Origin of the sequence: Actinoallomurus sp. CA-142502 (genome assembly GCF_050936355.1) — a bacterium.
Lineage (GTDB): Bacteria > Actinomycetota > Actinomycetes > Streptosporangiales > Streptosporangiaceae > Actinoallomurus > Actinoallomurus iriomotensis.
Genome location: NZ_JBNJMY010000001.1, coordinates 1,264,883 through 1,279,033 on the forward strand (window position 1 = coordinate 1,264,883; position 14,151 = coordinate 1,279,033).

11 protein-coding genes are annotated in these 14,151 nt (G+C 69.9%); 8 read left to right on the forward strand and 3 right to left on the reverse strand.

The window, feature by feature from the left end; genetic code table 11:
* The first annotated feature begins 40 nt into the window (after positions 1-40).
* The 3 genes from ACQEV1_RS06135 (at position 41) to ACQEV1_RS06145 (ending at position 3,760) form a co-directional block, all read left to right on the forward strand.
* Positions 41-1,348, forward strand: a complete 1,308-nt coding sequence (locus ACQEV1_RS06135) for a M20/M25/M40 family metallo-hydrolase (RefSeq protein ID WP_433392192.1) — start codon at positions 41-43, stop codon at positions 1,346-1,348.
* 95 nt (positions 1,349-1,443) lie between these two features.
* On the forward strand, positions 1,444-2,214 hold the full coding sequence (locus tag ACQEV1_RS06140) for a hypothetical protein (RefSeq protein ID WP_285631564.1): 771 nt from the start codon (positions 1,444-1,446) through the stop codon (positions 2,212-2,214).
* Positions 2,215-2,338: 124 nt separating this feature from the next.
* Positions 2,339-3,760, forward strand: a complete 1,422-nt coding sequence (locus ACQEV1_RS06145) for a chaplin family protein (RefSeq protein ID WP_433392194.1) — start codon at positions 2,339-2,341, stop codon at positions 3,758-3,760.
* Positions 3,761-3,934: 174 nt separating this feature from the next.
* On the opposite strand, the gene ACQEV1_RS06150 is transcribed toward ACQEV1_RS06145, so the two are convergent.
* Positions 3,935-4,120, reverse strand: a complete 186-nt coding sequence (locus ACQEV1_RS06150; protein WP_285578209.1) for a DUF5703 family protein — start codon at positions 4,118-4,120, stop codon at positions 3,935-3,937.
* A 143-nt stretch (positions 4,121-4,263) separates the two neighbouring features.
* Between ACQEV1_RS06150 and topA the strand changes: the two genes are divergently transcribed.
* The 4 genes from topA to ACQEV1_RS06170 all read left to right on the forward strand — a co-directional run bounded on the left by topA (position 4,264) and on the right by ACQEV1_RS06170 (position 11,970).
* The gene (topA, locus tag ACQEV1_RS06155; RefSeq protein ID WP_285631569.1) at positions 4,264-6,897 is read left to right on the forward strand and encodes a type I DNA topoisomerase; all 2,634 of its coding nucleotides are present in this window, start codon (positions 4,264-4,266) and stop codon (positions 6,895-6,897) included.
* A gap of 28 nt (positions 6,898-6,925) precedes the next feature.
* Positions 6,926-8,944: a dTMP kinase gene (tmk, locus tag ACQEV1_RS06160; RefSeq protein ID WP_433392197.1), complete on the forward strand. Its 2,019-nt coding sequence runs from the start codon at positions 6,926-6,928 to the stop codon at positions 8,942-8,944.
* A 21-nt stretch (positions 8,945-8,965) separates the two neighbouring features.
* Positions 8,966-10,120, forward strand: coding sequence for a DNA polymerase III subunit delta' (locus ACQEV1_RS06165; protein ID WP_285631575.1), 1,155 nt, complete (start codon positions 8,966-8,968; stop codon positions 10,118-10,120).
* Between the two features lie 134 nt (positions 10,121-10,254).
* Positions 10,255-11,970, forward strand: a complete 1,716-nt coding sequence (locus ACQEV1_RS06170) for a S8 family peptidase (protein WP_433392200.1) — start codon at positions 10,255-10,257, stop codon at positions 11,968-11,970.
* A 69-nt stretch (positions 11,971-12,039) separates the two neighbouring features.
* On the opposite strand, the gene ACQEV1_RS06175 is transcribed toward ACQEV1_RS06170, so the two are convergent.
* Positions 12,040-12,732: a hypothetical protein gene (locus tag ACQEV1_RS06175; RefSeq protein ID WP_433392203.1), complete on the reverse strand. Its 693-nt coding sequence runs from the start codon at positions 12,730-12,732 to the stop codon at positions 12,040-12,042.
* Between the two features lie 194 nt (positions 12,733-12,926).
* On the opposite strand from ACQEV1_RS06175, the gene ACQEV1_RS06180 reads away from it, so the two are divergent.
* The gene (locus ACQEV1_RS06180) at positions 12,927-13,799 is read left to right on the forward strand and encodes a helix-turn-helix domain-containing protein (RefSeq protein WP_433392206.1); all 873 of its coding nucleotides are present in this window, start codon (positions 12,927-12,929) and stop codon (positions 13,797-13,799) included.
* 76 nt (positions 13,800-13,875) lie between these two features.
* Here the strand turns inward: ACQEV1_RS06180 and ACQEV1_RS06185 are convergent, their stop codons facing one another.
* Complete coding sequence (locus ACQEV1_RS06185) at positions 13,876-14,085, reverse strand: DUF397 domain-containing protein (RefSeq protein WP_285631587.1); 210 nt, start codon at positions 14,083-14,085, stop codon at positions 13,876-13,878.
* Between the last annotated feature and the right edge of the window lie 66 nt (positions 14,086-14,151).

Sequence of the window (14,151 nt, forward strand, 5' to 3'; positions counted from 1 at the left end):
GTCGGCAGACGCTGCGGAAGTCGACAGAAGGAGGATCACCGTGAGTCACCCTTCGGCGGAGGACGAGGTCGTCGAGCTGTGCAGCGAGCTCATACGCATCGACACCAGCAACCCCGGGGATCACAGTGGTCCCGGGGAGCGTCAGGCCGCGGAGTACGTCGCGGAGAAGCTCGCCGACGTCGGGCTCGAGCCGAAGATCTACGAGTCGCACGAGAAGCGGTCGAGTGTGGTCGTGCGGATCGAGGGGACCGACCCGGAGAGAGACGCACTCCTCATCCACGGGCACCTCGACGTCGTGCCGGCCCAGAAGGACGACTGGACCCGTGCCCCCTTCGGCGGTGAGGTCGCCGACGGCTGTGTCTGGGGCCGTGGCGCGGTCGACATGAAGGACATGGACGCGATGGTCCTGGCCGTCATGCGCGAGCGGCTGAGGCAGGGCAGGCGGCCCGAGAGGGACGTCGTCCTGGCCTTCCTCGCCGACGAGGAGGCCGGCGGCACCTGGGGCGCGCACTGGCTGGTCGACAATCACCCGGAGCTGTTCGAGGGCTGCACCGAGGCGATCGGCGAGGTCGGCGGGTTCAGCCTGACCCTCCCGAACGACCAGCGTCTGTATCTCATCGAGACGGCCGAGAAGGGCCTGGCGTGGATGCGGCTGACCGCCACGGGCACCGCGGGCCACGGCTCGATGGTGCACCACGACAACGCCGTCACCGCGCTGGCGGCGGCGGTCGGGCGGCTGGGGGAGCACGAGTTCCCGATCCAGCTGACGAAGACGGTGCGGGCCTTCCTCGAGGAGCTCTGCGAGGCGAACGGGACGGAGTTCGACCCGGACGACGTGGAGAAGACGGTCGAGGGCCTGGGTCCGCTGAAGAGGATGATCGGCGCGACACTCAGGAACACCCTGAATCCGACCGTCCTGGGTGGCGGCTACAAGGCGAACGTCATCCCGCAGACCGCGATCGCTCAGGTGGACGGCAGGTTCCTGCCCGGGCACGAGGAGGAGTTCTTCGACACGGTCGACGAGCTGCTGGGAGAGCACGTGAGCCGGGAGTTCGTGCACCACGACATCGCCGTGGAGACCGAGTGGGAGGGGCCGCTGGTCGAGGCGATGGCGGCGGCGCTGCGCGCGCACGACCCGCAGGCGCGCCCGGTTCCGTACTGCCTTTCGGGCGGTACGGACGCCAAGTCGTTCTCGACGCTGGGGATGAAGTGCTACGGCTTCGCGCCGCTGAAACTTCCGAAAGATCTCGACTTCTCCGGCATGTTCCACGGCATCGACGAACGAGTTCCGGTCGACGGGCTCCGTTTCGGCGTCCGCGTCCTCGACCATTTTCTCGACCACATCTGAATCAGCCACAATGATCGCTCTCCGTGGTGCTACGGTAACCCACCGTACGGAGCGCACTCGCGCTCCGTGACGGTGGTCAACGCCAAGGAGGGCGCGTGGTTTCTGGACGGTCGCGAGTGTGGAGGTTCGCCTCCGCGGTCGCACGCTGTCCGGGCACCCTGACGCCCAGGCCGGTGATCCGGCGCCTGCTCACCATGGCGGGCATCGCGGTCGCCGGCTGGCTGCTGGGCGTCGCCGGTCACGCACACGCCGACCAGGCGCACGCCGACACCGTTCCGGGAGCACGCCTTCCCAGCGTCGCCGCGCCCGTCGATCACGTGACCGCACTCGCGGCCGACGTGCTGGACACGCGCGGTGTCGTCCCGGCCGTGCAGAGAAAGACCGAAGAGTCCGGAACGGTTCTCACGCCCGCCCGTCCGCCGGCGATCCTCGCCCTGCCACCCGCGGTGAAGGAAAAGCCGCGGCCCCGCACGCCGGTGGGCTCGGCTGGCCCTTCTCGGACACAACGACACGGCGGCGCCGGTTCCCGAGCCGGAGTCTCCGGCGGACCGATGATCCACATCGGGCCGCACGTCGTAACGGGGGCGTCCGAGAAGGTCTCCACCGATCGCGTGGCGCACCAGCGCGTGCCGCACCAGCGGGTGCACGCGCCGTCCGCCCCGAGGCGGCCGCTGCCGCAGCGAGGGCAAGTGCCGCCCTCGTCCGCCGGCGGCGACGGCTTCGGCGGCTTCCATCCGGCCGGGGTCCGCCGCAGGACCGAGCCGGTCACGGCACTCAGCCGTCCCGCCATCCCCATCCTGCGCACCGGCGTGCTTCCCCCGGTCGTCCGCACCGCGGCGGACGAGCCCTCCTTCTCCCCTGACTAGGACCCCACCACCGGTCCGTACGCATGACACGGACCGGTTTTCGGCACGCCCGCGGTCCAGGCGGTCGTGCCGTACCCACCCCGAGAAGTTGTTCGGTCAATCCTGTCCAAATGAGGAGCATCACATGCGTATGTGGGCGAAAGGCGCCGCAGGTGCCACCCTGCTCACCGCGAGCTTCGTCGCGCTCGGGGCCGTTCCGGCCCTTGCCGACGGGACCGACGGCGACGGCAGCGTCCTGGGCGGTAACCAGGTCAATGCCCCGATCTCCGTTCCGGTTAACGTCAGCGGCAACTCCGTCGCGGCCATCGGCCACGCGGTCGCCGGATCCCGGGGCGGCGCGGCGGTCAACGGCTACCGCTTCGGCGGCGGCAACGGCCACACGTCCGGCCGGCACAGCATCGGCGGCGGCAACCAGATCAACGCGCCGATCACCGCTCCGATCAACGCCTGCGGCAACGCGGTCGCGGTCATCGGCGGCTCGCTGGCCGGCTGCCGGGGCGGCGCGGCGGTGACGGGCTACCGCCTCAGCGGCGGTCACGGCCACACCTCCGGTCGCCACAGCGTCCTGGGCGGCAACCAGGTGAACGCGCCGATCACCGCGCCCGTCAACATCTGCGGCAACACCGCAGCGGTGATCGGTGACGCGCTCGCCGGCTGCCGGGGCGGCGCCGGCGTCGCGCCGAGCGGCTACCGCACCAGCGGCGGCAGCCGTACGTCCGGCCGGCACAGCATCCTGGGCGGCAACCAGGTCCACGCGCCGGTCAACGCGCCCATCAACGTCTGCGGCAACGCCATCGGCAACGCGCTCGCCGGCTGCCAGGGCGGGGCGAGCGTCGGCGGACCGGGCGGGTACTACGGGCACCACGGCTTCCACGGCCGTACCTCGGGCGTCGGCAGCATCGGCGGCGGCAACCAGGTCCACGCGCCGATCACCGCGCCGGTCGACGTCTGCGGCAACGCCGCGGCCGTCCTCGGCCGCGCGGTCGCGGGCTGCCAGGGGGCCCTGCCGGGCGCCTACCCGTCGTCCGGCGGCTTCCACGGCCGTACGTCCGGCGTCGGCAGCATCGGCGGCGGCAACCAGGTCCACGCGCCGATCACCGCGCCCGTGGACGCGTGCGGCAACGCCGTCGCGGTCGTCGGGCACGCGCTCGGCAGCTGCGGCGCCACCTCCGGCGGGTACGGCGACGACTGCGTCACCCCGTACAGCGCGCGGATGAGCGGCCTGCCGCAGCTTCCGGTCGACCCCGCGTCGCTGCGCACCGGCGCCCTGCCGGTCGCGATGGGCGCCACGCCCGCCCTGCCGAAGCTCCCGCAGGGGACGAACCCGCAGTCCGCCGGGGTGGCGAACCCGCTCGGCGGCGGTCTGAACGTTCCGGTCGTGGGCGGCCCGCCGAAGCAGCTCCCGCCGGTCGGCCTCGCCGCGGCCGAGTCCTCGACGAGCGCGCGGAACGGCGCGCTGATGGCGCTGGCGCTGGGCGGCATGTTCGCCGCCTCGGCCGGCACGATCTCGGTGGCCCGCCGTCTGGGCCGCCGGTCCGGCCGCTGACCGACAACGTCGCGGGGGTCGGCCCCGCGAGGTGAGCAGGACCGCTTTGCCTGTCCCGGAGCCATGGCCCGGGGCAGGCAAAGCCCTATTAAAGGGGGGAGGCGCCTCGGCGGCCCCGGGTCACGCCTTCGGAACATTGATGTAGCGTCGAAGGAGACAAGGGGTGGCCGCCGGTCAGAGGGTACGCTTCGCGCGGATGACCTTTCGGCGCAGCTGGATTCGGCGTCTGCCGTCCGGGTAGACACGGACGCGGACAAGCTCCCACCCACCGTGCTCGGCATGCTCGACCAGGATCTGCCTGGCGGCGTCACGTGTCGTGCCGCGCGGCAGACGCAGTACTAGGTAGGAGTACTCAAGCATTGCCCTTATTCTGCTCCGTCTAGGGTCCTAACGGGGGGCGAGGACCCTCTTCCGCGGAACCGGTCTACTGTTTCTCACCGTTGACCGCGGAACGGCACCCGAGCGACTCCCGCCCGAGTCGAGACTTGCGAGGTTCAGGCATCGTGCCCGACAGGAACGGCACAAAGCAGCCAGGCGGCACCCGGCTGGTGATCGTCGAGTCACCCGCGAAGGCCAAGACCATCGCGGGTTATCTCGGCAGCGGGTACGTCGTGGAGTCCAGTATCGGCCATATCCGCGATCTCCCCGAGAGAGCAGCGGATATCCCGTCGAAACTCAAGGGCGAGGCGTGGGCGCGACTCGGGGTCAACGTCGATCATGACTTCGAGCCGCTTTATGTTGTCAACGCCGACAAGAAGCAGCAGGTCGCCAAGCTCAAGAAACTCCTCCAAGAGGCCGACGAACTCCTCCTCGCCACCGATGAGGACCGCGAGGGTGAAGCCATCGCGTGGCACCTGCAGGAGGTGCTCAAGCCCAAGGTGCCGGTGCACCGAATGGTGTTCCACGAGATCACTCCCGACGCCATCCGCGACGCCGCCCGCACCCCCCGCGAGCTGAACATCAAGCTCGTCGACGCCCAGGAGACCCGCCGGATCCTCGACCGGCTGTACGGCTACGAGATCAGCCCGGTGCTGTGGAAGAAGGTCATGCCGAAGCTTTCGGCGGGCCGTGTGCAGAGCGTCGCCACCCGGCTGGTCGTCGAGCGCGAACGCGAGCGGATCGCGTTCGTCCCGGCGAGCTACTGGGACCTGGCCGCGACCTTCGAGACCGGCAAGCCGGAGGAGCCGTCCAGCTTCGACGCCACGCTCGTGGCGCTCGACGGCAAGCGCGTCGCCCAGGGCCGCGACTTCACCGCCCGGGGCCGGATCAAGTCCGACGAGATCCTCCACCTCGACGAGGAGAGCGCCCAGGGCCTCGCCGCACGCCTGCGCGACCGGCCGTACGCGGTCAAGTCCGTCGAGCGCAAGCCGTACAAGCGCAGCCCGTACGCCCCGTTCCGTACGACGACGCTCCAGCAGGAGGCCAGCCGCAAGCTGGGCTTCTCGGCCAAGTACACGATGCAGGTCGCCCAGAAGCTGTACGAGAACGGCTTCATCACCTATATGCGTACCGACAGCATCCAGCTGTCCGAGACCGCGATCAAGGCCGCCCGCGCGCAGGCGCAGACGCTGTACGGCGCCGACTACATCCCGGACAAGCCGCGCGTCTACCGCAGCAAGGTCAAGAACGCCCAGGAGGCGCACGAGGCGATCCGCCCGTCCGGCGACACGTTCCGTACGCCGGGCGAGACCGGCCTGTCCGGCGACCAGTTCCGGCTGTACGAGCTGATCTGGAAGCGCACGGTCGCCAGCCAGATGAAGGACGCGGCCGGCCAGTCGGTGTCGGTGCGCGTCACGGGTGAGTCCACCGCGGGGGAGACCGCCGAGTTCGGCGCCTCCGGAAAGATCATCACCTTCTACGGCTTCCTCAAGGCCTACGTCGAGGGCGCCGACGACCCGGCGTCGGACCTGGACGACCAGGAGCGCCGGCTGCCGGCCCTGGAGGAGGCCGACCCGCTCACCGCGAGCGAGCTCTCCGCCGAGGGCCACTCCACCCGGCCGCCCGCCCGCTACACCGAGGCGAGCCTGGTCAAGGAGCTGGAGGACCGGGAGATCGGGCGGCCGTCGACGTACGCCAGCATCATCGGCACCATCCTCGACCGCGGCTACGTGTTCAAGAAGGGCACCGCCCTGGTGCCCTCCTTCCTGGCGTTCGCCGTGGTGAACCTCCTGGAGAAGCACTTCGGCCACCTGGTCGACTACGACTTCACCGCGCAGATGGAGGACGTCCTCGACAAGATCGCCCAGGGCGAGGCCGAGCGGGTCCGCTGGCTGCAGACCTTCTACCACGGCAACGGCGGCGAGGGACTCAAGCAGCTGGTCTCCGACCTGGGGGAGATCGACGCCAAGGAGATCAGCTCCTTCCCGATCTCCGACACCGACATCATGATCCGGGTCGGCCGCTACGGCCCGTACCTCGACCGCGACGGCCAGCGGGTGAACATCCCCGAGGACATCGCGCCGGACGAGCTGACCGCCGAGAAGGCCGAGGAGCTGTTCGCGCAGCCCAGCGGCGACCGCGAACTCGGCGTCGACCCCGGCACCGGGCACGTCGTCATCGCCAAGACCGGCCGGTTCGGGCCATACGTCACCGAGGTGCTGCCCGACGACGCGCCGAAGTCGGCGAAGCCGCGCACGGCCTCGCTGCTGGGGTCGATGTCGCTCGACACGGTCACGCTCGACGACGCGCTGAAGCTGCTGTCGCTGCCACGCCTGCTGGGCGACCTCGACGGTGAGCCCGTCACGGCGCAGAACGGCCGGTTCGGCCCGTACCTGAAGAAGGGCACCGACAGCCGTTCGCTGCAGTCGGAGGAGCAGCTCTTCACGGTCACCCTGGAGGAGGCCAAGGAGATCTTCGCGCAGCCGAAGCAGCGCGGGCGCGGGCGGGCCGCCTCCGCACCGCCGCTGCGTGAACTGGGCGAGGACACCGGCACCGGTCGGCAGATCGTGGTCAAGGAGGGGCGTTTCGGTCCTTATGTGACCGACGGGGAGACGAACGCCAGCCTTCGTAAAGGCGACGAAGTGGAGTCGATAACCGTACAGCGCGCACTGGAGTTGCTCGCCGAGCGTCGCGAGAAGGTCGCCGCAGGTGGCGGTAAGAAGACGACGAGGAAACGACCCGCCAAGTCCCGCTCCTGACAGGGTCCGGTGTCGATACTCTGACACAATGACCAGAACGGGCAGCTCGGCCGGTGTGCTTTCGATCAAGCCGTTCCGGCGGCTGTGGATCGCCCTGTCATTGTCGAGTTTCGGCGACTGGCTGAGCATTCTCGCGCTCACGGCGCTGGCCGGCTCGCTGACCAAGGGCGCGGCGGAGAATTACGCCATCGGCGGCGTGCTCGTCGTCAAGCTGCTGCCCGCCCTGGTCTTCGGCCCGCTCGCGGGCGCGGTCGCGGACCGGTTCGACCGCCGCATCACGATGGTGGTCGCGGACGTCCTGCGGTTCGCGCTGTTCCTGTCGATCCCGATCGTGGGGCGTCTCGACTGGCTCTACATCGCGACGTTCCTGATCGAGGTCGTGACGCTGTTCTGGATCCCGGCCAAGGAGGCCTCGATCCCGAACATCGTCCCCAAGGAGCAACTTGAGCGCGCCAACCAGATCAGCCTCGTCTCGACGTACGGCTCGGCGCCGGTCGCGGCGGCGATGTTCTCGGTGCTGGCGCTGATCTCCAAGGTGCTCTTCGAACACCCGCAGCAGCAGGCCAACCTGGCGCTGTACATCAACGCCGTCACGTTCCTGGTGTCCGCGGCGACGATCTTCTCGCTCCGGGAGATTCCCAAGCGGCGCGGCCAGGTGTCGGTGCCCTCGATCCTCAAGCAGATCGTGGCGGGCTGGAAGTTCGTCGGCTCCACCGCGCTGGTCCGCGGCCTGACCATCGGCATCCTCGGCGCCTTCGCGGCCGGCGGCGCCGTGATCGGCATCGCCAAGGTCTACGTCAAGGCGCTCGGCGGCGGCGACGCGGCGTACGGCGTGGTCTTCGGGATGGTCTTCGTCGGGATGGCCGTGGGCATGTTCCTGGCACCCCGCATCCTGCAGGAGTTCAGCCGCCGACGGCTCTTCGGCCTGGCGATCATCGGCGCGGGCATCGCCCTGGCGCTGATCGCCCTCATCCCGAACCTCGTGATCGTGGCGCTGCTGACCGCGGTGTGCGGCGCGGGCGCGGGCATCGCCTGGGTGGTCGGCTACACGCTGATCGGCCTGGAGGTGGAGGACAGCGTCCGCGGCCGCACGTGGGCGTTCCTGCAGTCGCTCGTACGGGTCGTGCTGCTCCTCGTGGTCGCCGCGGTGCCCTTCATCGCCGGCGCGGTCGGCGACCATCGGTTCACCCTGCCCGGCAAGAACGTCTACCGCTTCGACGGCCCCAACGTCGTACTGGTGATCGCCGCCCTGGTCGCGGTCATCGTCGGCCTGATCGCGTACCGGCACATGGACGACCGCCGGGGCATCCCGCTGGTCCGCGACTTCGTGGCGGCGCTGCGCGGCGAGCGCTACACGCCGGAGGAGCCCGGCCGCGAACACGGCATGTTCATCGCCTTCGAGGGCGGCGAGGGCGCCGGCAAGACCACGCAGGCCCGGCTGCTGTCGATCTGGCTGCGCGACCAGGGCTTCGACGTCGTCATGACGCGTGAGCCCGGCTCGACGAAGATGGGCATGCGGCTGCGCGCCCTGCTGCTCGACAAGCAGAGCTCGGGGCTGTCGTCGCGGGCCGAGACCCTCCTGTACGCCGCGGACCGCGCCCAGCACGTCGCCGAGGTCATCCAGCCGGCGCTGCGGCGGGGCGCGATCGTGGTCACCGACCGCTACGTCGACTCCTCCCTCGCCTACCAGGGCGCCGGCCGCGAGCTGAAGGTCACCGAGATCGCCGAGATCAACCGCTGGGCGACGAGCGGCCTCGTGCCCGACCTGACGATCGTGCTGGACGTCCCGTCCGACGTCGGCCTGACCCGGTTCGCCTCGCCGGCCGACCGGATCGAGTCCGAGCCGCGCGAGTTCCACGAGCGCGTACGCCGCGGGTTCCGCGCGCTCGCCGACGCCGAACCGCACCGCTACCTGGTGATCGACGGCACGCGGGCGCAGCCGGAGATCTCCCGGCAGATCCACGACCGGGTCCGCGCCATCCTGCCCGACCCGGTCCCGGCCAGCGCCGAGGACGAGACCAGCACGATGCCCGCCATCAAGGACTGACCGGCGCACTACCATCGACGCGTGACCGTCTACGACGACCTGGTGGGCCAGGGGCCCGTCATCGAGCAGCTGGAGGCCGCCGCGCGCGCGGGCGCCGACGCGCTGGCCGGTGCGGGCGGCGGGGGGATGACCCACGCGTGGCTGTTCACCGGGCCGCCGGGTTCGGGGCGGTCGGTCGCGGCGCGGGCGTTCGCCGCCGCGCTGCTGTGTCCCGACCTGGGCTGCGGCCACTGCGCCTCCTGCCACCAGGTGCTGTCGGGCACCCACGCCGACGTCGAGGTCGTCCGCCCCGCCGGGCTGTCGTACGGCGTGCGCGAGACCCGCGAACTGGTCCTGCGCGCGGCGTCGTCGCCGACCGGCGGCCGGTGGCGCGTCGTGCTGTTCGAGGACGCCGACCGGTCCACCGAACAGGCCGCCAACGCCCTGCTCAAGGCGATCGAGGAGCCGCCCGCCCGTACGGTGTGGCTGCTGTGCGCGCCGTCGCCGGACGACCTGGTGGTCACCATTCGGTCCCGCTGCCGTCTCGTGACGCTCCGCACGCCGCCCGCCGACGCGGTCGCCGACGTGCTCGTGCTCCGGGACGGCATCGACCCCGACGTCGCGGAGCAGGCGGCGCGGGCCGCGCAGGGGCACATCGGGCGGGCCCGGCGGCTCGCCACCGATGAGGAGGCCCGGCGGCGCCGGGCGGAGGTCCTCGCCGTACCATCGCGGCTGACCGGCCTCGGGCCCGCGGTCGCGGCGGCCGAGGCGCTGGTCAAGGCGGCGGAGGCGGAGGCCAAGGCGGCCGGCGCCGAGCTGGACGCCACCGAGACGGCCGCGCTGCGCCAGGCGCTGGGGGAGAGCGCCAAGGGCCGGATGCCCCGGGGCACGGCCGGCGCGCTCAAGGAGCTGGAGGACCGGCAGAAGTCGCGGGCCACGCGGATGAAGCGCGACGCGCTCGACCGTGCGCTGCTCGACCTCGCCTCGTACTACCGCGACCTGCTGGCCGTCCAGCTCGGCGCGGACGTCACTCTGGTCAACGCCGAGCGGGCGCGCGAGCTGCGGGCCTACCGCGGCACCCCGGAGGCGACCCTGCAGCGGCTCGAGGCGATCATGACCTGCCGCGAGCGGCTGGAGGCCAACGTGAATCCGCAGCTCGCGGTGGAGGCCATGACGATGGCTCTGCGTACCGGCTGACCTGCATTTTTCTCATAAGTGACCAAAAGCGGCCATGGCTCACATAAGACGCAGCACTGGACTTTAGCCGCGCTGGCCGTATCTGATGCCTCCAGGTCTTTACTGTTTCTTGGTGAATCCAATGGAGGTGTGCGGTGCGGCGCGCCATAGTCCTCGCCGCCTGCGCCGCCGTCACGGCGGCGCTCGCGGTACCCGCGCAGGCGGGACCCGGCAGTAACACGACACAGGGCCGGACGAGCGAGTACGTCGTCCTCTACAAGGACGGGGTGTCCCTGGCGAAGGCGCACTCGGCCGTCGCGGCGGCCGGTGGCACCATCGTCAAGGAGAACACCGCGATCGGCGTGGCCACCGTACGGTCGGCCAACACGGCGTTCCTCACCGACGCGCGCAAGCAGGCGGCGGTGGACGGCGTCGCGCGCAACCGGGCGGTCGGAGAGGCGCCCAAGCTCCAGCACGCCGCCGCGGCCAAGGCGCAGGCGGTGGAGAAGGAGGGCCGGAGCGGCACCCGTACGGCCGGCGCCTCCCACAAACGATCGGTGGAACCGCTCGCCGACCGCCAGTGGGACATGAAGCTGATCCACGCGACGACCGGCGGCTCGTACAAGAAGGAGCCGGGCGACCGCCGCGTACTCGTCGGCGTGATCGACACCGGCATCGACGGCACCCACCCGGACATCGCGCCGAACTTCGACCGCGCGCTGAGCCGGAACTTCACCACCGACATCCCGGTCGACGCCGACGGCACCGAGGTCGACGGGCCGTGCGAGCACCCCTCCTGCGTCGACCCGGTCGACGAGGACGACAACGAGCACGGCACGCACGTCGCCTCGACGATCGCCTCACCGCTGAACGGCCTCGGCATGGCGGGCGTCGCGCCGAACGTGACGCTGGTGAACGTCCGGGCCGGGCAGGACTCCGGATACTTCTTCCTGCAGCCGGTGGTCGACGCCCTGACCTACTCGGCGGACCACGGGATCGACGTGGTCAACATGAGCTTCTACACCGATCCGTGGCTGTTCAACTGCGTGGACAACCCGGCCGACTCGCCGGAGTACCAGGCCGAGCAGCGTACGGTCATCGAGGCCTCGGAGCGGGCGCTGGCGTACGCGCACCGGCACGGCGTCTCGCTGGTCTCGGCGGCCGGCAACGGCGCCACCGACTACACCAAGACCATCGTCGACGCCTCCAGCCCGGACTACGTGGCCACGCCCGGCGAGGCCCCGTACGAGCGGACCATCCCGCCGTCCTGCGTCTCGGAGCCGAGTGAGGGCAAGAACGTCATCGCGGTCTCGGCCCTGGGCATCAGCACCCGCAAGTCGTACTACTCCGACTACGGCAACGGCTACGTCGCGGTCTCGGCCCCGGGCGGCGACTCCTACGACACGCCGGACGGCAAGGCGGACGTGACCAAGGCGATCCTGGCGGCGTACCCGAAGTCATTGGCCGAGCAGCGCGGCGAGCTCAACCCGGACGGCACCCCGAACGTGCCGTACGTGGTCCGCTCGTGCAAGGGCTCGACGTGCGGCTACTACCAGTATCTGCAGGGCACGTCGATGGCCTCCCCGCACGCGACGGGCGTGGTGGCACTGATCGTGAGCCGGTACGGCCAGCGCGACCGCGTCCACGGCGGCCTCACCCTGTCCCCGGACCGCGCGGAGTCGATCCTGGAGGGCACCGCCACCGAACACGCCTGCCCGACCCCGGCCGCGTACACCTACACGCGGTACGTCCTGCAGTCGGACGGCACGTACAAGAAGGTGACGACCACGCACACGTGTGAGGGCGGCAAGAAGCGGAACGGCTTCTACGGCCACGGCATCATCGACGCCCTGGGCGCCGTCTCGCACTGATCTCCCGTTTCGAAAGGGGCGTCCCGTCCGGGGCGCCCCTTTCACGTACGGCCCCACGCGGCCGGAGAATCATGCCCGCCGCCGGTAGTCCTCCATCCTCGCGACTGGGCCACCGGGCCGTTCAGGGAGCCCCTGAGACGCGCCGATCACCCGAACCCACGCCGAACGCACCAGGTTTGAGGTGCGCGGCAGCAGTAGCCGACTGAACGCCTTGGGGTCAATGCCGTCATAACCGTGGCGTACGACGGAGCGGTGGACGTCGTCGGAGACCACGAGCACCATCGGAGCGTCGGTGTTGCGCAGGATCCGCTTCACCTGGCCGGCGTCCAAGAGCCGGAACGCGACGTCGAGGGCCTCGCCGAAGCAACCTCGGTCATCGAAAGTCACTTCTCCGGCGTGGACGACCATGCGCAGCCGGAACTGCTGCGCCGGGTGACGCCGATTGTGCTCGGTGAGCAGCATGCCCAGGGTAGGGACGACGGTGTCCAGCAGCGCGGTCTTCGGGACGAAGTCCACCGGATGGGCCAGCGCCAGAACACTGTCTCCGCGATCCACAAGAGGGTCTCTACGGGAGGCGGTGATGCCGCCGGCGTTCAAAGACCGTTCGAACAGGTCGTACATGGACTGGCGCAACTGCGCTTTGGACGGGTCGGTACGCCGGGTCGAATCTTCGATGTCAACGGCGACGATGCCGCGGTGTCGGGGGCGCCGTTGGATCGCCTGCTCGGCGAGAGGCTCATGATTCTCGTGCTCATGAATCATTCTGAATCACCTGTCTAGCTCTAGGCTCGGCAGCTTGAGGTGGACGCCGCGCACGCTACACCCTCAAATCGGCGCTTAGGCGGGTTTGACGAGATCACGCCGGAGTGGTTCACTCTCCGGTGTACATGGCGGGTGTCTGTCGGCGATTACTTGTCATGCATCACTGAATCGCGATAGAGGCTGAGGTGATGTCGATGGCGGTTGACGGGCGTGACGCGGCGTATGAGAAGCGACGACGTCTGGCCAACGAACTGCGTGTCCTGCGAGACCTGAGTGGGATCAGCGGTCGTGCCCTTGCCCAGCGGATCGGCATCAGCCAGTCGAAGGTGTCGCGGATCGAAGCCGGCTCGGCCCAGCCGTCGGTGACCGAGGTCGTCGCCTGGGCACGCGCCGTCGGCGCCTCCGACGAGGTGGAACGGATGCTGGCGGACCTCGTCGAGGCGACTCGCGGTGGCGTGGAGACCTGGCAAGCGGCTCTCGAAGGTCGCCCACATGTGCAGGACGAGGTCGGCCGACGAGAAGAGGAGGCGCTTCGGACGCGGATCTTTCAGTCTGCGGTCGTCCCCGGCCTGTTGCAGACTCCCGCGTACGCCAAGCGCGTTTTCAGCATGTTCAAGATCTACACTCCACAGACGAGCGTCCCTGCCGCCGTCGCCGCCAGGCTCGACCGTCAGCTCGTCCTGCATGAGGATGGACGTCAGTTCGAGTTCCTCATCGGGGAAGGCGCCCTTCGCTGGCGACCAGGTTCGCCGTCGGAGGCGATCGCTCAGCTGGACCGGGTCGCGGTACTGAGCACGCTCGACAACGTCTCGATCGGGCTGGTCCCTTTCTCGAGAGCCGACACGCCGTTCTCTCATGGCTTCTCGATCTACGACGATGGCGGCGACGACAAGAACGCTCTCGTCCTGGTGGAGAACGATCACGGCTGGCAGACGCTCAGGTCGGCCAACGACGTCACGGTGTATGAGATCCGCTGGTCCACCTTGAGAAAAGCCGCCATCTTCGGTGATGAGGCGCGGGCTTTTCTTGGTGCGCTGTGCGCTGAGTTCCGGTCGAACGGAGACTGACCGCGTGTTCGCCTTCGTTCGGGACCGGGCACGGGCGCCGGTGTCGGCCAGCGCCCGCACGTCGTTCTCCACTGGTTCAGTCGATGGCGAACTGGTCGGTCTTGACCGCGGCCACGAAGTCCTTCCACTCGGCGCGGGTGAACCAAAGGACGGGTCCGTCCGGTCCGGCCTTCGAGTCGCGGACAGCCACGACCTCCGTTATCGCGACCTCGACGCACCCGCCGACGCTGCACGCGCTGTGGAACTCCGCCGCCTCCAGCATCATCCGCTCCATGGCTTCACTCATGGGGCCCCCTTTCTCGTCGAGGCGGTCTCTCGCCGCCTCCTGAACCGACCATGGGCTACGCCGCTG

What these genes read in the sequence shown, in the direction of transcription:
- ACQEV1_RS06145 (WP_433392194.1), top strand. Translation starts at nt 2,339, where the DNA reads ATGCGTATGTGGGCGAAAGGCGCCGCAGGTGCCACCCTGCTCACCGCG.
- ACQEV1_RS06150 (WP_285578209.1), bottom strand. Translation starts at nt 4,120, where the DNA reads ATGCTTGAGTACTCCTACCTAGTACTGCGTCTGCCGCGCGGCACGACA.
- tmk (WP_433392197.1), top strand. Translation starts at nt 6,926, where the DNA reads ATGACCAGAACGGGCAGCTCGGCCGGTGTGCTTTCGATCAAGCCGTTC.
- ACQEV1_RS06175 (WP_433392203.1), bottom strand. Translation starts at nt 12,732, where the DNA reads ATGATTCATGAGCACGAGAATCATGAGCCTCTCGCCGAGCAGGCGATC.
- ACQEV1_RS06180 (WP_433392206.1), top strand. Translation starts at nt 12,927, where the DNA reads ATGGCGGTTGACGGGCGTGACGCGGCGTATGAGAAGCGACGACGTCTG.
- ACQEV1_RS06185 (WP_285631587.1), bottom strand. Translation starts at nt 14,085, where the DNA reads ATGAGTGAAGCCATGGAGCGGATGATGCTGGAGGCGGCGGAGTTCCAC.